Raw genomic sequence first — 20,247 nt, 5'->3', positions numbered from 1 at the left:
TCGGTTTTATGTGTAATCGAATAAGCCGGTTCGCTCATAACACCCTTCTAAGCCTCTCTGGACTTTATTAAAAGGTGATACTATGCTACATCGTTCTTTTTCTCAGTTTTTTTTCTGCTTCAACTTCAAACATATCTTCTTCAATTTCCGGGCGGCCAGGCAGGATGATGTTCAACGCTACACCAATGATCGCTGCCAGCGCCATACCCTGAATTTGGAATTGCTCAGATACCTTTATGAATGCTCCGCCGATTCCGATTACAAGAATGACGGAAGAGATGATCAAGTTTCTCGTATTACCAAAATCAATTTTGCTGTCGACCAGCATCCTCAGACCAGATGAAGCGATGATTCCGAAAAGCAGGATGGATACTCCGCCCATGACTGGCGTTGGGATTGAGCTGATCAAGGCAGTGATTTTACCGACGAATCCGAAAACAGTTGCGATAACCGCTGCTCCCAGCAGCACATAGACACTGTACACCCTTGTGATTGCCAGGACACCGATATTTTCACCATATGTTGTTTTTGGCGGTCCGCCGATCAATCCAGAAATCATTGTTGCCATTCCGTCGCCAAGGATGGAGCGGTGCAAACCTGGTTCTTTGATATAGTCACGGCCTACTACCTTGCTCAGGACGAGCTGGTGGCCAATATGTTCAGATAAAGTTACGATGGCTACAGGTACCATCAGGAGGATGATATCCAGGTTGATGCTTACTTTGTAATCTACAAATGGGAAGATGAAGTCAGGCATTTCAAACCAGCCAGCTTTTTGTACGATTGAGAAATCTACGATTCCTATTGCTAGTGAATAAACATAACCGATGATGATCCCTGCAAGGATTGGTACCATGCTCAGCATTCCTTTACCGTATATCGAGAACACGATTGTGGCAGCAAGTGTGACAAGTGCTGCTGAGAAGTGAAGCAGGCTGTATTCAGTTGTGCCAGGGACGTTCATTGCCATGTTTACTGCTGTACCCGCAAGCGCAAGGCCAATAACGATGATGACTGGTCCGACTACAACCGGCGGCAATAATCTCATGATCCAGTGATAGCCTGCCTTTTTGATTATCAAGGCAACGATTCCATAAACAAGACCCGCAAGGAAGGTTCCAACCATCGCCGATCCTGGTCCGCCAGCTGCTTTCGCTGCGATGATAGGCGCGATGAAGGCGAATGATGAGCCAAGGTAAGCTGGGACCTGGAATTTGGTGATGATCAGGAATGCGATTGTTCCTAGTCCGCTTGAGATCAAGGCGATTGCCGGACTTAGCCCGACTAGATAAGGTACAAGGATTGTTGCGCCAAACATGGCGAATAAGTGCTGAAGGCTTAGTGTGAACCATTGAATGGGTGCTGGTCTATCTGTGATATCGAGTAATGGTTTGTTCATTGTTTTTTCCCCCTTCGTTTTAAGACACTATTTAAACAAAAAACCCTCTTTGCCAGAAGGTGCAAAGAGGGTATGGGTAAGAAAACCCGCACAAACCAACGCTTGTGCTCCCCCTTTTCAGCCTCTCTGGACTGTATTAAAAGGGCGCTATTTATTTTTCGTAAATGCTTACGCGTTCTTCTTCATCCACTTCCTGCAGTTCGACAACAATTTTTTCTGAGCTTGAAGTCGGAATGTTTTTTCCTACAAAATCAGCTCTGATCGGCAGCTCCCTATGGCCCCGGTCTACAAGCACTGCAAGCTGGATTGTCGCAGGGCGGCCAATGTCGATCAATGCATCCATTGCAGCGCGGACTGTCCTGCCTGTATACAGTACATCATCCACTAGAATAACCTTCTTATTCCCAATATCAACCGGGATGTCAGAACCTCTTACTTCTGGTTCAAGGTCATTTGTCTTCTTCGTCAGGTCATCGCGATAAAGTGTGATGTCCAGTTCTCCGACCGGCATTTCAGCTCCTTCAATCTCCCGGATTCTATCTGCCAGCCTTTGGGCAATATAAATTCCTCGAGTGCGAATCCCAACCAGGACACAATCTTCAATTCCCTTGTTTCTCTCAATGATTTCATGGGCTATTCTCGTTAGTGCTCTTCTAATTCCCTGATTGTCTAACACAACTGCTTTTTCAGTCATTTGTTTTCACTCCTTCTCTCTTTACGATTGAAAACGGATCTAAAAACCAAAAAACCTCTTGCCTGTACAGGCAAGAGGGTAAACGACGTTGTAAGTATGCAGCAGAACATGCAGTGATGCCTGTTGCAAATCCGTTTCCTTCTCAGCCTCACGGGACTGTCTCTTAAAGGACTTATTAAACTATAGTCATCTTAAGATACTTGTAGAAATTTGTCAACTATTTTCTCTTAAATCAATTAAAAGCTCTTCGAAATATGATGGCAGCGGTGCCTCAAATTCGACGTACTCACCAGTTCTTGGGTGATTAAAGCCAAGGAGTCCCGCATGAAGAGCCTGTCCCCCGATATCAAGAGTCTTTTTAGGTCCGTATTTCGGGTCCCCTGCAAGCGGATATCCAATATATTTCATATGGACGCGAATTTGGTGAGTGCGGCCAGTCTCAAGCTGGCATTCCACAAACGTGAAATCATTGAAACGCTCAAGTACGTTAAAATGAGTAACGGCATGCTTCCCATTATCAACGACCGTCATACTCTGGCGGTCTTTCGTATCCCTGCCAAGCGGAGCGTCAATCGTGCCAAAATCATGCTGGATATTACCATGAACCAGCGCCTTATATTTCCTGGTTACAGTCTTGGCAACAAGCTGGTTCACCAGGCTTTCATGAGCTAAATCATTTTTGGCAACCATAAGCAAACCTGAAGTATCCTTATCGATTCTGTGGACAATTCCTGGTCGCAGCACGCCATTAATCCCAGATAAATCCTTGCAATGTGCCATCAAGCCATTTACCAGTGTTCCTGTCATATGCCCTGGAGCAGGGTGAACAACCATTCCTTTAGGTTTGTTCACAACAAGGACATCCTGATCCTCATAAAAAATCTCTAAATTCATTTCTTCCGGTACAACATCCAACGCTTCAGGTTCTGGAATGCTGATTACAAGCCTGTCTTCATAGCTGCATTTATAATTTGTTTTTACCGAAGCACCGTTAACAAGGACATTGCCATCCTTGATCCATTGCTGCACCTGGCTTCTTGACCATTCCGGATCAAGCGTTGATACAACTTTATCTATTCTGTCACCAGCCTGGGTATCACTGATGATGTGTTCCATTTTCTCCATATGCTTTTCTTTTCGCCTCTCTCTCTTCCCTGATTATATCAATCATCAACAAACCTACACCAATAACAAGTGCAGAATCAGCTATATTGAAAATAGGGAAATCGTACCCGAAAATATATGTGTTGATGAAATCAACAACTTCTTTTCGGAACAGCCTGTCCAAAAAGTTCCCGATCGCTCCCCCCAGCATAAAGCCAAGTGAAACACCGAGCAAGAGCTTTCCTTTAGCTGCTTTCTGAATATAAATGACAAGGCCAACAATTACAACGATGGTTATAACATAAAAAAACCACATTTGCCCCTGCAGGATTCCCCATGCTGCACCACGATTGCGGTGAGAGGTGATGTAAAAAAAGTTTTCAATAACCTGGATGCTATCTCCAAGTTCCATGTTTTTAACGATCATCCATTTTGTCAGCTGGTCAAGCAAAATAACAAAAAGTGCAATTATGTAATAAAACACAAAGGTAACCTCCACATTCAGCAATTCATTACCTTTGCATTTTAGCACATATAAGACGAAAACGACAGATTTTCTAGAGTACAGGTGTTGATTATAGTTAACATACCATATTTTTAAAAATTGCAGCATGAACCATCCCCTTATAGAAGGTGGGTGTTTTTAAGAATACAGCGGCTTGCGGCAATATTGTTCTATCCGGGCAATTTCATAGGAAGATTTTGCTGTTGGTATACTCTGCAAAAACTCTGGCGGCAAAATCTCTCCTGATATTTCACATTTTCCATACTCACCATTTTCAATTTTCTGAAGCGCCGAATCGATATCATCAAGTTCATCCTTGATGTACTGTAAGATCCTTTCACTGGTGTTTTCAGAATTCAGGTACGCTAACAGTTCTGTTTTCGTTTCACGGAGTTCATTGTAAATGTAATCAAGATTACCTTCCATATATCTGCCCCCGTTCCTGTTTACAGCTATTATTTCCCCGCGCATAATGCTGACTCAGGAAAACTTTTTACATGTACTGCAGGAATTCCCGAAGGTGGAAGATATTTGTTTGTTCAAGGGATCAATGCACATAATCTAAAGACAAAAAAAAGCTCCAGGCAAACCTGGAGCTTTCATCATTTTAATAATTTTCTTTTACCACAGTTGCACATCGTGGGCAAAGTGTTGGATGGTCTTCAACCTGGCCTACTTCAGGAGTGACAATCCAGCATCTTTCACATGTTTCGCCTTCAGCTTTAGTTACAGCGATAGCTGCATTTTCAAGCTTAATTGCGTTTTCAGGCGCTTGGTCGTAGCTGCCTGCCACTTCAAAACCTGAAATGATGAATAGCTGGCTCAGATTTTCAGAAATGGAGTCCAAAAGCTCCTTAGTGTTGTCATTAACATATAAAGAAACCTTTGCTGTCAATGACTTGCCGATTACTTTTTCATTCCTTGCTTCTTCAAGTGCCTTGAGGACATCATCACGAAGCTTCATGAATGCATTCCACTTTTTTTCAAGTGCCACTGCATTCGGAATTTCTTTGTATTCTGGCATATCTGTAAGCTGGACACTTTCTTCTTTCGCGGATGGAATGAAGTTCCATACCTCATCAGCTGTATGTGAAAGGATTGGCGCAGTCAACTTAACTAGTGCAAGGAGACTCTCGTGCAATACAGTCTGGATGGCACGTCGATCTGCGTTGTCAGCAGCTTCGATATACAGAACATCCTTAGCGAAATCTAAGTAGAAAGCACTTAAATCAAGAGTGCAGAAATTGTTCACCGCATGGTAAACGCCTGCAAACTCATAATTATCATAAGCGTTCCGTACATATTTAATTAATTTATTTAGCTTCACCAGCATGAACTGGTCTACCTCACGAAGCTGCTCAAACGGCACAGCATCCGTCTCGGGGTTGAAATCTGCCAAATTACCAAGCAAGAATCGGTAAGTATTGCGAATCTTTCTGTACACTTCAGCAACCTGTTTAAGGATGGCATCAGATACACGAACGTCTGACTGATAGTCAACAGACGCAACCCATAAGCGAAGGATATCGGCACCAAGCTGGTTCATGACCTTTGCAGGTACTACGACGTTTCCAATGGATTTACTCATTTTGCGTCCTTCGCCATCAAGAGCAAAACCATGGCTCAATACTCCCTTGTATGGCGCTTTGCCAGTGACCGCTACAGATGTAGAAAGTGATGAATTAAACCAGCCGCGATATTGGTCAGAGCCTTCAAGGTAAAGGTCTGCCGGACGCCGAAGATCATCTCGCTCTAAAAGCACTGCCTGATGTGAAGAACCGGAATCAAACCAAACATCCATGATGTCCGTTTCTTTTGTGAAAGTTCCATTAGGGCTTCCAGGGTGGCTAAAGCCTTCAGGAAGCAAGTCCTTTGCATCCTTTTCAAACCAGATATTTGAACCTTGCTCGCGGAATAGATTTGAAACATGGTCAATTGTTTCATCAGTGATGATCGCTTCGCCATTTTCTGCATAGAAAACCGGAATTGGAACACCCCATGCACGCTGTCTGGAAATACACCAGTCACCGCGGTCGCGAACCATATTGAATAATCTTGTTTCCCCCCATGCTGGTACCCATTTCGTTTCCTCAACAGCCTGTAGCAGCTCATTACGGAAATCTTTAATGGATGCGAACCACTGAGCTGTAGCACGGAAGATTACTGGCTTCTTTGTTCTCCAGTCATGTGGATATGAATGTTTGATGAAAGAAAGTTTCAGCAATGCGCCAACTTCTTCAAGCTTTTCTGTGATTGGCTTGTTCGCTTCATCATAAAATAATCCTTCGAAGCCTTCAGCTTCAGCAGTCATAACCCCCTTATCATCTACAGGGCATAGAACCTCCAGACCATACTTTTGACCAACATAGAAGTCATCTTCCCCGTGGCCAGGCGCGGTGTGTACACAGCCAGTTCCAGCATCTGTCGTAACATGCTCACCAAGCATAACGAGTGAATCTCTATCATACAAAGGGTGGCTTGCAAGAATGCCTTCAAGCTCTTTACCTGCAACCTTTTTAAGAGTTACTGGATTTTCCCAGCCGATTTCGTTCGTCACCGTTTCAAGCAATGCTTCCGCTACAAGGAATTTCCTATCGTTCGCTTCAACTACAACGTAAGATAAGTCAGGGTGGACAGAAATTCCAAGGTTTGCAGGAATTGTCCATGGAGTTGTTGTCCAGATGACGATTTCAGTATCTTGGTCAAGAACTCCTTTTCCATCCTTCACCTTAAAGCCAACATAAATCGATGCAGAACGCTTATCCTGATATTCAATTTCAGCTTCAGCCAAAGCAGATTCACTTGAAGGAGACCAGTATACTGGCTTCTTACCTTTATAGATGTAGCCCTTCTTTGCCATCTCACCGAAAACCTTGATTTGTTGTGCTTCATATTCAGGCTTTAATGTGATGTATGGATTTTCCCAGTCGCCCCTTACACCAAGGCGCTTAAATTGCTCGCGCTGGTTGTCAACCTGCTGGTAGGCATACTCTTCACAGAGCTTCCTGAACTCAGCGACAGTCATTTCTTTACGCTTTACACCTTTGTTGGTAAGCGCCTGCTCAATCGGTAAACCATGTGTATCCCAGCCAGGAACATATGGTGAACAGAAACCGCTCATTGATTTGTAACGCACGATGAAATCTTTAAGAATTTTATTCAATGCGTGACCCATATGGATATCTCCGTTTGCGTATGGAGGGCCGTCATGCAGAATGAACAGCGGGCGGTCTGCCGTGTGTTTCTGCACTTTTTCGTAAATATTCATTTCTTCCCATTTTGCCTGGATTTCCGGTTCCCTGTTTGGAAGGTTTCCGCGCATTGGAAATTCGGTCTTCGGCATAAGCAACGTATCTTTGTACTCCATTAAATTAATCCTCCCTATTCTTTACCCTGCAATCATGATCGCGATGTTAGGAAATGGCTGCATTAAACTTGTCTGTTGATTTACGATTCAATCAACAGGTGTTAAACATTGTCCTTTAACACAGCCCAGGAAAATAAAAAAACCTCCTCATCCCTGAAAAGGGACGAGAAGGTTTATTCCCGCGGTACCACCCTAAATAGACAAGAATGAATCATTCTGTCCTCTTAGCATTCTTAACGCGAATGTCACGCCTGCGCTTACTTATTCAAATCGAATGTTCAGCTCGGAACTAAAGGGTGATTTTCAGGCTACTCGCTCGCAATGGGCTTCCACCTTCCCCATTTCGCTTTTGGCAAGCATTTGAACAGCCGTACTGTCCCTATCATCGTTTCTTTCATGTATTGCACTTTGTTATGAAATTATATGCGAAATGAACTGCTTGCGTCAAGCCAGTGAATCTTCTTCTTCTCTTTGCGCAGTCTTTAATTCAGTAGAATCAAGTTCGTATTCCAGCAAGTGATCCCAATCATCTGTGTTCAGCATATCAAGCTGTGCTTCGATCAGCATCTTGAATCTGGTCCGGAATACCTTTGACTGCTTCTTCAGTTCCTCGATTTCTAACGCGATTTTACGTGCTTTGGATAGTGATTCATTGATGATCCTGTCAGCATTTTTCTCTGCTTCCTTAATGATCAGCTTAGCCTCTTTTTGCGCGTTGCGGCGAACTTCTTCTCCGGCTTCCTGGGCAATTACGATTGATTTATTGAGGGTTTCTTCAATATTCGTAAAATGTCCAAGCCTTGAATTCATTTCGTTGAGCCTTTCTTCAAGCTCTTTTTTCTCACGGATAATAAGTTCATAATCTTTGATGACCTGATCAAGAAACTCATTTACTTCATCTTCATCATACCCGCGGAATCCTTTGTTGAATTCTTTGTTGTGTATATCTAACGGCGTTAAAGGCATGACGCCACCTCCCATTAAGTTATAGTCCTATATGTACTTAAAGCAATGATTCGACAAAAAAACTAAAAATCCTTCTTTTATAACTATATAATTATTTTTTCCTTCCGGCAATAACTCGATATTTATCTTTTTTCGTTTTGCCTTCTATACCGATAATTTTCGCACGGCCAAATCCTCGCGCAGATAGAACGTCACCTTCCCCACATTCAAAGGCCGTGTTTTCAATAGCCGTCCAGTTGACTTTCACATGGCCATGCTGGATCAAAAGCTGCGATTTCTGTCTAGAAAGATTGAACAGTGATGACATAACCGTATCAAGCCGTAAGGAGGTCACTGTCGCATTCATTTCATTCCATTCATCGGCAATCGCTAGGGCTTCGCCAATATCCAGTTCTGTCAGATTTATCGAAGCCCTTCCGATCGATTCAAGCTGCATTCTTATATAATCTGCAATCTCTGCAGCCGCAAAAAACTGAACGGTGTCGCCTTCAATGAGGATATCACCAAATTTCCCGCGCTTTAATCCGAGCGACATCAGGCTTCCCAGTACCTGTCGATGTTCGATGGTAATGAATTTCTTCGCATATTCAATTCCAAATAGCTTGATTTGAAAATCCTCCTGCTGGGCTTCCATATAATCTGGATAAAGATAAGCACGCTTTCGTTCAGTTCCATTAGCACCGCCGAAAAGCTTCCATTTGACATCAGGATGTTTTCCAATGACGGTTGCTAGGATTTGCTGTTCTCTAGGGTCGAGAAAGTCTGTTAATTTTGGCGCATAGCTCTGCTCCACGTACTCTTTCCAATTTATGACCTGGTCAATAAATTCACGTTCCTCAGGACGAAAATGCTGATAAATGTTCATTGTGATCTCCTTTGTTACAAAACCTTATATCCCTAAATAGAAAATAAACAGGGCCTGAAACAGACCCTGCAAAAATAGTCATATTTTAAAACCAATGAGCCAGCTGATATAAGCCTGATACCGCGAATTTCAATACCAGGAAAGCTACAATTGGTGATATATCGATCATACCAATTGAAGGGACGATCCTGCGGAACGGTTCCAAAAACGGCTCGCAAATACGGGCTAAAAACTGGCCAATCGCAGTCTCTCTTGCATTAGGGAACCATGACATGAAAATATAGATAATCAATGCCCACTGGTAAAGACTTATTAATTGAGCTAAAATACCAACTACTACATCCATTTACTCCTACCACCTCGACTCTTGAATATCCCGCTCCTGCATCAGTTCAGAAATATTCCCTGTCACTTCCACATTATCCGGGGTACATAAAAAGATATTCATACCAATACGCTGAATATCACCACTGATCGCATAGACTGTTCCGCTAAGGAAATCTACAATCCGCTTAGCCTGGTCGTGGTCAATCCGCTGAAGGTTAACGACTACGGCTCGGCGATTTTTCAGGTGATCAGCAATTTCCTGCGCCTCAGCATACATCCTTGGCTCCATCAGGATTACTTTTGATGATTTTTGCACACTCTGGAGACTTACAACATTTTGCTTTTGCTGAGCCGGCTGCTTGCTTGGCTTAAATGGCTCCGCTTCCTCTTCGAGCATTTCCTCATCATTATAGTCATATTCATCTTCCAGGAAAAAAAATGTCTTAATTTTTGATTTTAAGCTCATATTATTGCACCTCCGATTCGTTACCTACCAGCGCAGTGCCGATGCGGACCATGGTAGAACCTTCTTCAACTGCGATTTGAAAATCATTTGACATTCCCATTGACAGCTCAGTGCATGGAGCATACTCAAGGTTAAGGCCCTGGATTTCTCCCTGAAGCTTTTTAAGTGCTTTAAAACACTCTCTGATCACTAGCTCGTCCTTTGTATTTGGAGCCATTGTCATTAATCCACTAACAAGGATGTTCGGGTAATCTTTCAATTCAGAGATGAATTCCCCTACCTGTTCAGGCTTTAATCCGTGCTTGCTTTCCTCTCCAGATGCATTGACCTGAATGAGGCAATTTATTTTAGCGCTAGCACGCTTATCGATTTCCTTTGCAAGTGACAGTCTGTCAAGCGAGTGGATATATGTAACATGTTCAATCATATTTTTTACTTTTCTTGTTTGCAGCGTACCGATAAAATGCCAGACAGGCTTGTCCTTTAGAAGGCTGATCTTTTTCAAGGAGTCCCTCATCACGGTTTTCACCTAAATTGACAATACCTGCTTCAATGGCTTCCTGAGCCCGTTCCGCAGATACGTATTTAGTCACCGCGATTAACTTCACATCTTCCGGACTGCGATTTGCCTTTTGACAGGCTTCTGCTATTTGACTCTGGATAACCTCCAGATTTCTGGATACTTTCATTTATGGACGGCTATCCTCCTTCCACCCTATGTAGGCAATCATTCTGCCAGCATTGCCCTTATCCCGCCTGTGAGAATAAAAATGCTCACTGTGGCAGCTTGTGCAATAATCGGTGACAAATAAATTTTCACTTTTTACACCGGCCTTTAATAAGATCTGCCGGTTCACTTCCTTTAAGTTGAGAGAATATTGACCTTCACTAACTTGATTATATGGTAAATTTTCGACACCTTCTAGTACATTTTTTACTAAAAGAATCACTCTCTCATCAACAATATAACATTTTTTGCATATTGATGGGCCAATTACTGCAGAAATTTTTTCTATTTTTGCCCCATTTTGCTGAAATTTGCTAATCATCTCTGCTCCAATACCGTTGACCGTGCCTTTCCACCCAGCATGGGCCACACCGATCAGCCTCTTGTCCGGCTCGATAAAATAAAGCGGGACACAGTCAGCATAGCAAAGGGTAAGCAATATACCTGCCTCATTTGTTAAAAAACCATCTGTTCCAGAAAAAGAGCTGGCATAGTCATCAGACCCTCTTCCTTGATCGTTTTTGGAGATTTTCTCGATGTGAATTTCATGGGTTTGCTCTGCTCCAACCCAGCTTTCAAGGGGAAATTCGATCTTATTCGCCAACAGGTTACGATTCTGACATACAGCATCCTGCTGATCTCCAACATGAAATCCAAAGTTTAATCCAGAGAAAGCCTGCTCACTGACACCGCCATTTTTCGTCGTAAAACCAACTTCAAGGCCGGGATAACGGTCCATCCACTCTTTAATGGAAAAGTATTCTTTATTGGTTAAGATGAATGGTTCCATATTTTATACCTCTCGCTGTTTTTGTCTAGTTTATCACAACAAGGCCGTAACACAACAGTGATACGGCTATTGTCCCCCTCCATCAGGTTCAATGTATTCTCCGCTGTCCCTGTAGCGGACAAGTATGACGTCTTCTCCAACTTTAAGAATGTTCTTCCACGGAATGATGACCTCGTCTTCTTTACCAAAAAAGCCCAGGACTTTTCCAGAACTTCCAATGACTACCGCTTCAATTTTCCCTGTATTTAAATTGATTTCAAAATCCTCAATATTCCCGAGTCTTTTCCCATCAGATACGTTCACGACATCTTTCACCTGGAATTCAGTCACCTTAACCATTCAGATCCCCCCGGATATTACTTTTGAATTATTTGATACATAGCTATTTCAAAAAAAATTTATTTGTGATTCCGCCTATTAAACTAAGGCTTTTTTATACAGATTGTTGATTTAAGCTCCAGGATCTCGCTTTCTGCTGAGTCGATTAACCTCCGCTCCAACCAAAAGGTGCTAAATCAAAATTGTCCTATAACCCAGCCAATCTAAAAAAGATCCTATATTAGATATATGAAAAGAAAAAAGATGTATGATTTTTGGAGAAGCAATGGCAAAATAAAAAGCTGCCAGGGAGGCAGCTTTAGCTTTGGATATTTTTATTCATTTGTTTAATTGCCGCCTTCTCAAGCCGGGAAACTTGTGCCTGTGAGATCCCGATTTCATCAGCAACCTCCATTTGCGTTTTTCCCTGGAAAAACCTTTTCCTTAAAATCAGTTTTTCCCTTTCGTTCAGGCGTCTCATTCCTTCTTTTAGCGCTATTTCTTCAATCCAATGGATATCCTTGTTCCGCTCATCGCTTAACTGGTCCATGACAAAAATTGGGTCCCCGCCATCGTTATAGATTGGTTCAAAGAGGGAAACGGGATCCTGAATTGCATCTAGCGCAAAAACAATTTCTTCATGAGGCACTTCAAGAACTTTCGCGATTTCTTCAGCAGTTGGCTCCCTTGATGCCTCACTCATCAGCCTTTCCCTTACTTGCAAAGCTTTATAGGCTATATCCCTTAACGAGCGTGAAACTCTGATTGGGTTATTATCTCTCAAATACCTTCTGATTTCGCCTATTATCATCGGAACGGCATATGTAGAAAATTTTACATTCTGTCCCAAATCAAAATTATCAATGGATTTCATAAGGCCTATACACCCGACCTGAAACAGATCGTCGACAAACTCGCCCCGGTTGTTAAAACGCTGGATTACACTTAAAACAAGCCTTAGGTTCCCATTCACAAGTTTTTCTCTAGCTGTGATGTCACCACTTTGCATTTCTCTAAACAGTTTTCTCATTTCCTCGTTTTTCAGAACGGGAAGCTTTGATGTATCAACACCGCAAATTTCAACTTTGTTTCGTGTCAATCTTTTCCCTCCTCACAGGAGCTGCTGTCAAAATTCAGTATCTCCGCAGGAAGGAAAAATATGCACTATTTACCGGGTACCTGGCAGACTAAAGGAAGAAAGCGCCAGTAAAACCCCAGATTATCAATGTTAAACAACAAAAAAATTTTTTTGCGTTAAATGCGAAAACCCTATATCGCTATACCATCTTATTGAATTCCTTTCGAAGACGCTTAATGATTCTTTTTTCCAGACGTGAAATGTAAGACTGGGAGATGCCTAACATATCGGCTACATCTTTTTGCGTCTTTTCTTCGCCACTGCCAAGCCCGAACCGCAATTCCATGATTTGCTTTTCTCGGTCTGACAGCTGCTGGAGTGCTTTTACAAGCAACTTTTTATCAACATTCGATTCTAAGTCTTTCGTTATGATATCATCATCTGTTCCGAGAACGTCTGAAAGAAGAAGTTCGTTCCCATCCCAGTCAATATTCAATGGCTCATCAAAAGACACTTCTGAGCGCAGTTTATTGTTCCTGCGCAGATACATTAAGATTTCATTCTCTATACATCTAGATGCATACGTAGCGAGTTTGATTTTCTTTTCGGGATTGAAGGTGTTGACTGCTTTAATTAGACCAATCGTTCCAATACTGATTAAATCTTCAATGTTAATGCCAGTGTTTTCAAATTTCCTGGCAATGTAAACAACCAGCCGCAGATTTCTCTCGATCAGGATAGACCTCGCAGCTTTATCCCCATTTGGAAGTTTGTTCAGGAGTACTTCTTCCTCTTCTTTCGTTAAAGGAGGTGGCAATGCTTCGCTTCCGCCGATATAGTATATTTCATCTGTTTTCAAACCAAGTTTTATTAATAGTTTATACCAGTAATAGGATAACCGAAGCCGTAAATTTTTCATTGATTGTCCTCCTTCTAAATTATGTATTTCTGAGTATAGTAATATTAACTTACCTTCACGGTTGAATCAGCCTTTGCCATTCCTGCCATCATCTTTGGATGGATAATACACTGGAAGCTGCCATCTGCTGACAGTTCCTGGGCGGTAAACGAAATCAGCCCCTTTTCTGCAAAATAAATTTCGTTCCCATTTGTGATTTTGATGCTCTCTGGATGAAAAGCTATGATTAATTGATGTTCTTGTCCAACCACCTTGCATGGAATTATTCTCATTTTGTTTTCCAGCTCTTGAGAATAACCCCCTTCCCCTGACAAAACACCGTCAGGGTTCTCAGCAATCCTCCTGATCTCCTTTGGCATCTGTTCCATTAATTTGGCGATGGACAGGATCATCACCGGCATTTTAGAGATTGGATCATAAAGCTGATTCCCGCTGTCTATCAAACCACGGATATTAAATGACATTCCCATGAATTGAACCTCAACATCTGCCAAAGACTCATATTGAATCTTGGTCATTTCAAACTGTTCTATATTCCTCCTGGAAAAATGCCATGCCAGCGGGAATCCTAATAGTACGAACAGCCAGCTAATCGGATCTCCATAACCTTTTATATGATTCAGAGCAACATTGGAGGCGAGGTCCATATCAAATTGGATAAAATAATGGACACCCGTCAGCGTTCCTCCGAGCAAAAAGGTCGTTACATAGAATGTCATTAGAGCCTTAATGAAAAACCGCAATCTGTTGTACCCAAATACTGACAGCACCATGAAGATCGAGAAAAATAATTTTCCCACCGGGTGCCCCGCTGCTGCATGTAACGGAGTAATTGACAATATAATGAGCAATGAACCAATGATGCCCCCTAGTGCGACTCGCCAAAGCTTTACCTGCCTTTTCAGGATCAAAGCGGTCAAATACAGGAGGAATGCATCAAATAATAGATTCAGAGCCCATATAACATCAAGATAGATCTTCACCTTGCCTCCCCCAGTCCAAAAACACAAACATTTATAAGGTGAATGTTCCTTCGCTGCCTGCTCTATCATTCCGTTACGGAAAAGTATATCGTCATTGCATCATGAAGTGTGTCACATTCTGTATACAAAACAACAGAGATTTTCGCTTTTACATTCGGATTTTGTCAATTTTCAGATTATTAATTATTAAAGTAGATTCCTCCCCAACTTGGTAAAGAAAAACTTTTTCCAAAGTTTTGTTCCAATAAAAACCACTTTAACGCACCACCGCACCGGGGGTCTGACCCCCACCGCTTTAATGCGAAAAAGGCACAGCCTGTTGGCTGTGCCTTTTTATAATATATCTTGATATTAGCGTCTTCTGTTTCGGTTGCGCAGGAATGTTGGGATATCAAGTGCATCTTCGCCTTGTGGTGAAGGATTGCTCCTTGGAGCTTCCTGCTGAATTTCTTCACGCTTTGGCTGTTCACGCTTGATTGCACCGATTTGCGGCTTCTGCTGGCCGCCAAAGCTCGGTCTTGTTGGCTTAGGCTGAACGACTTCTTCATTGAAACCTGTTGCGATAACAGTGACGATGATTTCATCCTTTAGGTTCTCATTAATAACGGAACCGAAGATCATGTTTACATCCTGGTCTGAAGCTGATGCAACGATATCTGCAGCTTCCTGAACTTCATATAAACTTAAGTTCGTTCCGCCAGTGATATTCATAAGAACACCTTGTGCTCCATCAAGTGATGTTTCAAGCAATGGTGATGAAATTGCCTTTTTAGCTGCTTCAGTAGCACGGTTTTCACCAGCTGCTACACCAATACCCATCAAGGCAGAACCTTTATTGGACATAATTGTTTTAACATCAGCAAAGTCAAGGTTAATCAAACCTGGTGTTGCGATCAAATCGGAGATACCTTGTACACCTTGACGAAGAACATTATCCGCTTCACGGAATGCCTCAAGCATAGGAGTGCTCTTATCAACGATTTCAAGCAAACGGTCGTTAGGGATGACGATCAGCGTATCTACCGCTTCCTTCATTGCGCCGATACCGCCGCCAGCTTGTCCTGCGCGCTTGCGTCCTTCAAATGTGAATGGACGTGTAACTACACCAACAGTCAGTGCGCCGAGGTCCCTTGCAATTTGTGCAATGACCGGGGCTGCACCAGTTCCTGTTCCGCCACCCATTCCAGCAGTAACAAATACCATATCAGCGCCTTTAAGCACTTCTTCGATTTGCTCTTTGCTTTCCTCGGCAGCTTTTTTGCCAACCTCAGGATTAGCGCCGGCACCAAGTCCACGAGTGAGCTTTGCACCGATTTGCATTTTGATCTCAGCTTTGGAAAGATTTAATGCCTGTGCGTCCGTATTAACCGCGATAAATTCAACACCCTGAACTCCGTGTTCAATCATTCGGTTAACCGCATTATTTCCGCCGCCGCCAACACCGATAACTTTTATAGTAGCAAGTGAATCTAAATTAGTATCAAATTCCAACATGACAAATCCTCCTAATTCGTCGATTTCCTGTTAGCTCTGATTATTCAAAAAAGTAGCCAAGAAATTTCTTCATTCTTGATGACACTTTTTCTTCAGGCTGTTTCTCAGGCTTCGATTTTGGATGCGGCTGTTTCTGAACTCTCTTTTCTTTTGGTTCTAATTCACTGAAAGCAGCTTCCATTTTCTTTCCTTTTAATTTTGCGTTTTTATACGCAAATTGTATCAATCCGACTGCAGTCGTGTATTGTGGTTCCCTTACACCGATATAATCAGGAATCGCAATTCTGACACGGCTCTGGAAAATATCTTGGGCAAGCTCCAGAACACCCTGCATATTTGCAATACCTCCAGTAAGGACAAATCCACCTGGAAGATCCCTGATGTTCATGATTTTCAATTCGTCCTGAACCAAGGAGAATATCTCTTCCATCCTTGCTTCAATAATATCGGCAACTTCCAGCTGGTTGAACTGCTGCTGCTGGTCACTGCCAATGATTGGGACTTCGAAAAATTCATCTTCGGAAGCATGGTCATAAAAAGCATGTCCATGTTTAATTTTCAATTTATCCGCTTCTTCCGTTGTTGTACGCAGGCCGATTGACAAGTCTTTTGTAATATGGTCCCCGCCTACAGGAATAACAGATGTCCCTCTTAAATGCCCGTTTTCAAAAACAGCGACTGTTGTAGAACCACCGCCGATATCAATCATCGCGACACCCATATTTTTTTCGTCCTTAGAAAGGGCGAAAGCTCCAGCTGCAAGCGGCTGCAGGCCAATATCCAAAATTTCAAGGCCAGCCCGCTCTACACAGCGAAGTGTATTATGTAAGATGGTCTTAGAACCTGTAATAATCGTTCCTTCCATTTCAAGCCTTACACCGATCATGCCTCTTGGATCATTGATCTCATCAAGGCCATCCACGATAAATTGCTTTGGAATCACGTCTATTATCTCTCTCTCTGGCGGGATTGAAACCACCTGTGCAGCGTCAATGACTCTCGCAACATCTTCATTCGTGATTTCGCGATTATCACTTGATACTGCAACCACACCATGGCATGGCATGAGCGAAACATGGTTCCCGGTGACTCCTACGATCACCTGGTTAATCTTCATACCTATCATTCTTTCAGCTTGCTCTACTGCCCGTTTAATAGAATGAACGGTTTCATCTATATCAACAATGGAGCCCTTTCTTAATCCTTCGGACTTCACATTGCCAACACCAATTATGTTTAAAGAGTCGTTGACCATTTCACCAATGATAACTTTCACACTGGATGTACCGATGTCAAGACTGACATATATATCATTGCTGTTCATTCTGTGGCACCTCCTTCAACAATTCCTAATGTTTGAACAACAATTTGTTGCCGCACTTCTAATTGCGTTTCACTTTTAATTACATTACTTTATTCGTCACAATTAAATATTTCCCTTTTAAAATATCATTTTTTTTCTACTTTTCACTTGTAGTGGACCATTTTGTTAATAATATCCGCCTAATCACAGCGATATTTTGAAACAGTCTTACCCCAAAGGCAAAAACTGCTGCTAAATACAAGTCTACACCAAGATGAACCCCTAGAAAAGCTAAACTTGCAGCTAATACTATATTAAAAAAGAAACCTGATACAAAAACCTTTTCATCATAAATATTTTGAAGCTGCGCACGAATTCCTCCGAACAAAGTATCGAGGGCAGCAAGGATTGCGATCGACAAGTAATTCGAGTATTCATCCGGAATTTTTATATCGGTCAACAGCCCGATGATTACACCGATTATCAACCCCATTATTGGAAGCCACATTATCCGTTGCCTCCTCCTTTATCTTTATTAACGGGATCCATGTACCGAATCCTGATTGTATCCTGATATGCCGGAACAACCAATTTGCTTTCAGGCCTGTTCACCTTTACTTCTAGGTTATCAATGAAGAAATCCTCGGCAACTGTTGAAACCTTCATGCGATTGTATAACTTTTCAGCTGCCTGGGCATTCCCGGCAATAACTTTGATTTCAATTGGAAAACGGTTCAGGGAGTGCCCATTTATTTTCGTTTCTCTGTTGATGTCACGAATGACCGTTGTATTGATAATCCTTTCTCCATCAACGGAGACATGCTGGGCACCATACATATTCAACTCATTTAAAAGCCTTTTCAGCATGTCCGGAGAAATGGTGGGAACCTCGTCTCCATCCACAATCAAATTGAAAGCCGGGGCGATTGACAGTGTGATTCCTGGGCCTGTTATCTCCGTTAACCCTGCCTCTACCTTTAGTTCATTCAAGGTTTCACGGAGTACTTCTTCTTTGCTCTGTTGCCGCTCAGTTTCATACTTCGCGATTTTCTCTTCATTTGACCTGATTTCAAGAAGCAGCTTGGATTGAATTTCCTTCTCTTTCATTAAATCCTCTCGAAGCTGCCAGGTGTCCCTCGTGTCCCTGACTTCAGGTTCCCTTACGGTCTGGAACTGAATGGCGACCATCAATCCGATTATAGCGGCAATGATGCTAAAACTTAGATTTTTAGGGCGGCCCAAAAGTATTCACCTTGCTTTCTGTAAGGCTGTATACGATGCCACTTCTGCTAAAATGCTGCCTGGAAATGGATCCCCGTATGAAAAAGCCTCTATAAACATTCATAAGCTTACATTAATTCAGTATTTAGGAAGCAGGATGAATTTTCAAGCATCAATTCCCAAGAATCGGATCCATCTTGATATCATCCATTTCTTCCATTGTAAAAACAATTTGATCGTTTACAAGCTGATCTTTTATCCCACCGGTAATATTTAATGCGGAAGAAAGAACATTGGGGTCTCCAATAGCAGTAATTTCAAAGGGGGCAGGATGCTGGTAGCCATCGACAGTAATGACAGGCCCGGTGCATAAGACATAGGAATTATGAGAAATTCTTTGCCCATTTACGGCGATAGCAGCTGCTCCTGAAATGTATAGCTCATTGATCACTTTGAAAACATGGTGCTCATGAACGAGATAGTTATTGATATTCTCTTCGTCAGGATCATACTCTCCATCTGCAAGAGTGACTTTGACACCTTTACCGCTGACCTTCACCTTGCCAAGAAACATTCGGTATTTTTCAGCATCTTCTGCCATGTTAAAAAATACCTGTGCCTCTTTCGAAAGGTTTGTTTCAATTTTCCTTACCTTTTCTTGTTTAGCATTTAACTCTTTTTGCAGTTCACGGTTTTTTTCTTCCTGATCAATTAATTCGTTTCTCAGGTTTAAATGCTGCTCCCACTGCTTGTTTGTCAAGCCTTTGCCATTGTTAGTTTCATTCCGTGTAACACGGAATGAAAAAGCGACCATAAAGCCAAGCACCAGGGAAACGAGCGAAAGGATCACACGATTACTGTTCACTTTCTTTTTCAATTTCAACTTCCTCAGCTTCCTCTGCTTCATAAGCTTTAAAATAAGAGCCCACCTCGAGGTCGATCACACCCTTTTTATCAGGGTCGAGCTGGCTGACAATCGAAGGATAATGTGCCATTTTTTCTGAAAAAGTCCTCAGGCTGGCATTCACTTCAAAACCGTCATTCATATACAGCTTAATTAGGAACTTATCCGTCTTGTCCGGTTTTGAATGAATTTCCGAAATTGAATTAATCACCACTCCAGGAAGAGCCTCGAGTGAATCGATCATTTCATCCAAAACTTTCCCTTCCTTAAAGCCAATTAAAATTGGTGCGTTGACGGGAATTTCATCGATTTGCTTTTCACTAAGAATATGGCCATTTTCAAGGACCGGATAAAAATTCTTGCCTTTTGATATGTAAGCAAGTCGGTTGAATTCTTCAAGCTCAATCGCAACAGTATTGGGAAACTTGACTTTGACTGATGCGTTCTTAATTTCCTGGATCTTCTCCAGTTTTTTTTCTGTCTCTTCCCTGTTGATCTGCCATACATTCGTTTGAAGTGAAATCCCGCTCTCCTCAACAATTTGATCATAGTTATAAGATTCATTGCCTGACACTGTAATACTTTTCACCTTGCTGAGCGGAGATTGAAAATAGATTACACCGGCAATCAATACAAAAAACAAAGCCAGCAGCATAATTAGCCTGCGATTTGCTTTCTTGCGTCTTTGATGTTTTAGTTTTGGAATTCGGTCTTCTATTGAGACGATTTTCCCCTTGTCCATTTTCAATCCCCTCTTTACCGGCTGTACCCATTCCATAAAAGACTAACATCTTTGATTGTAATTTTGCAGGTTAAA

The 20,247-nt window shown here is 42.2% G+C and carries 21 protein-coding genes, 1 pseudogene and 1 other annotated feature; all 22 genes and pseudogenes read right to left on the bottom strand.

Annotated features, from left to right (window positions below; genetic code table 11):
- Positions 1-85: 85 nt before the first annotated feature.
- The 22 genes and pseudogenes from AABM38_RS08415 to AABM38_RS08310 all read right to left on the bottom strand — a co-directional run bounded on the left by AABM38_RS08415 (position 86) and on the right by AABM38_RS08310 (position 20,172).
- Positions 86-1,399 (bottom strand): solute carrier family 23 protein, encoded by a 1,314-nt coding sequence (locus tag AABM38_RS08415; protein ID WP_423409977.1) that lies wholly within the window; start codon positions 1,397-1,399, stop codon positions 86-88.
- Positions 1,400-1,550: 151 nt separating this feature from the next.
- Positions 1,551-2,093, bottom strand: a complete 543-nt coding sequence (gene pyrR, locus AABM38_RS08410; RefSeq protein WP_423409976.1) for a bifunctional pyr operon transcriptional regulator/uracil phosphoribosyltransferase PyrR — start codon at positions 2,091-2,093, stop codon at positions 1,551-1,553.
- A gap of 213 nt (positions 2,094-2,306) precedes the next feature.
- The gene (locus tag AABM38_RS08405) at positions 2,307-3,218 is read right to left on the bottom strand and encodes an RluA family pseudouridine synthase (protein ID WP_423409975.1); all 912 of its coding nucleotides are present in this window, start codon (positions 3,216-3,218) and stop codon (positions 2,307-2,309) included.
- Complete coding sequence (gene lspA, locus AABM38_RS08400; RefSeq protein ID WP_423409974.1) at positions 3,190-3,681, bottom strand: signal peptidase II; 492 nt, start codon at positions 3,679-3,681, stop codon at positions 3,190-3,192. The genes AABM38_RS08405 and lspA overlap by 29 nt, the downstream gene beginning before the upstream one ends.
- Before the next feature lie 159 nt (positions 3,682-3,840).
- Positions 3,841-4,128, bottom strand: a complete 288-nt coding sequence (locus tag AABM38_RS08395) for a hypothetical protein (RefSeq protein ID WP_423409973.1) — start codon at positions 4,126-4,128, stop codon at positions 3,841-3,843.
- A 181-nt stretch (positions 4,129-4,309) separates the two neighbouring features.
- Complete coding sequence (ileS, locus tag AABM38_RS08390; RefSeq protein WP_423409972.1) at positions 4,310-7,069, bottom strand: isoleucine--tRNA ligase; 2,760 nt, start codon at positions 7,067-7,069, stop codon at positions 4,310-4,312.
- Between the two features lie 156 nt (positions 7,070-7,225).
- Positions 7,226-7,464 (bottom strand) — a binding site (T-box leader).
- Between the two features lie 49 nt (positions 7,465-7,513).
- Positions 7,514-8,035, bottom strand: coding sequence for a DivIVA domain-containing protein (locus AABM38_RS08385; RefSeq protein WP_207498500.1), 522 nt, complete (start codon positions 8,033-8,035; stop codon positions 7,514-7,516).
- A gap of 91 nt (positions 8,036-8,126) precedes the next feature.
- Complete coding sequence (locus tag AABM38_RS08380; RefSeq protein ID WP_423409971.1) at positions 8,127-8,900, bottom strand: RNA-binding protein; 774 nt, start codon at positions 8,898-8,900, stop codon at positions 8,127-8,129.
- Between the two features lie 85 nt (positions 8,901-8,985).
- Positions 8,986-9,246 carry a YggT family protein gene (locus AABM38_RS08375; RefSeq protein WP_423409970.1) on the bottom strand — a complete coding sequence of 87 codons (261 nt, stop codon included), beginning with the start codon at positions 9,244-9,246 and terminating at the stop codon, positions 8,986-8,988.
- Between the two features lie 6 nt (positions 9,247-9,252).
- Positions 9,253-9,693 (bottom strand): cell division protein SepF, encoded by a 441-nt coding sequence (locus AABM38_RS08370; protein ID WP_335427759.1) that lies wholly within the window; start codon positions 9,691-9,693, stop codon positions 9,253-9,255.
- A 1-nt stretch (position 9,694) separates the two neighbouring features.
- Positions 9,695-10,382 (bottom strand): annotated as a pseudogene (locus AABM38_RS08365) (YggS family pyridoxal phosphate-dependent enzyme).
- Positions 10,383-11,210, bottom strand: coding sequence for a peptidoglycan editing factor PgeF (gene pgeF, locus AABM38_RS08360; RefSeq protein ID WP_423409969.1), 828 nt, complete (start codon positions 11,208-11,210; stop codon positions 10,383-10,385).
- 66 nt (positions 11,211-11,276) lie between these two features.
- The gene (locus AABM38_RS08355; RefSeq protein ID WP_423409968.1) at positions 11,277-11,549 is read right to left on the bottom strand and encodes a YlmC/YmxH family sporulation protein; all 273 of its coding nucleotides are present in this window, start codon (positions 11,547-11,549) and stop codon (positions 11,277-11,279) included.
- A 298-nt stretch (positions 11,550-11,847) separates the two neighbouring features.
- On the bottom strand, positions 11,848-12,627 hold the full coding sequence (gene sigG, locus AABM38_RS08350; protein ID WP_335375057.1) for an RNA polymerase sporulation sigma factor SigG: 780 nt from the start codon (positions 12,625-12,627) through the stop codon (positions 11,848-11,850).
- Positions 12,628-12,805: 178 nt separating this feature from the next.
- Positions 12,806-13,525, bottom strand: coding sequence for an RNA polymerase sporulation sigma factor SigE (gene sigE, locus AABM38_RS08345; RefSeq protein ID WP_207498508.1), 720 nt, complete (start codon positions 13,523-13,525; stop codon positions 12,806-12,808).
- A 44-nt stretch (positions 13,526-13,569) separates the two neighbouring features.
- The gene (gene spoIIGA, locus AABM38_RS08340) at positions 13,570-14,508 is read right to left on the bottom strand and encodes a sigma-E processing peptidase SpoIIGA (protein WP_423409967.1); all 939 of its coding nucleotides are present in this window, start codon (positions 14,506-14,508) and stop codon (positions 13,570-13,572) included.
- A gap of 351 nt (positions 14,509-14,859) precedes the next feature.
- On the bottom strand, positions 14,860-16,002 hold the full coding sequence (gene ftsZ / locus AABM38_RS08335) for a cell division protein FtsZ (protein WP_335375059.1): 1,143 nt from the start codon (positions 16,000-16,002) through the stop codon (positions 14,860-14,862).
- A 40-nt stretch (positions 16,003-16,042) separates the two neighbouring features.
- Entirely contained in the window at positions 16,043-17,326 is a 1,284-nt protein-coding gene (ftsA, locus tag AABM38_RS08330; RefSeq protein WP_207498511.1) for a cell division protein FtsA, read from the bottom strand.
- 136 nt (positions 17,327-17,462) lie between these two features.
- Positions 17,463-17,813 (bottom strand): small basic family protein, encoded by a 351-nt coding sequence (locus tag AABM38_RS08325; protein WP_207498512.1) that lies wholly within the window; start codon positions 17,811-17,813, stop codon positions 17,463-17,465.
- Positions 17,813-18,547, bottom strand: a complete 735-nt coding sequence (locus tag AABM38_RS08320) for a DUF881 domain-containing protein (protein ID WP_423409966.1) — start codon at positions 18,545-18,547, stop codon at positions 17,813-17,815. The genes AABM38_RS08325 and AABM38_RS08320 overlap by 1 nt, the downstream gene beginning before the upstream one ends.
- 151 nt (positions 18,548-18,698) lie before the next feature.
- Positions 18,699-19,433 carry a DUF881 domain-containing protein gene (locus AABM38_RS08315; RefSeq protein WP_423409965.1) on the bottom strand — a complete coding sequence of 245 codons (735 nt, stop codon included), beginning with the start codon at positions 19,431-19,433 and terminating at the stop codon, positions 18,699-18,701.
- A complete protein-coding gene (locus AABM38_RS08310; protein WP_423409964.1) occupies positions 19,381-20,172 on the bottom strand; it encodes a cell division protein FtsQ/DivIB in 792 nt (263 codons plus the stop codon). The genes AABM38_RS08315 and AABM38_RS08310 overlap by 53 nt, the downstream gene beginning before the upstream one ends.
- Positions 20,173-20,247: the final 75 nt, after the last annotated feature.

It is taken from the genome of Heyndrickxia sp. MSNUG, assembly GCF_049532715.1.
Taxonomy (GTDB): Bacteria; Bacillota; Bacilli; order Bacillales; family Cytobacillaceae; genus Mesobacillus.
Note: the sequence above shows the minus strand (reverse complement) of the source record. Positions and strands in the feature narration are given on the sequence as shown.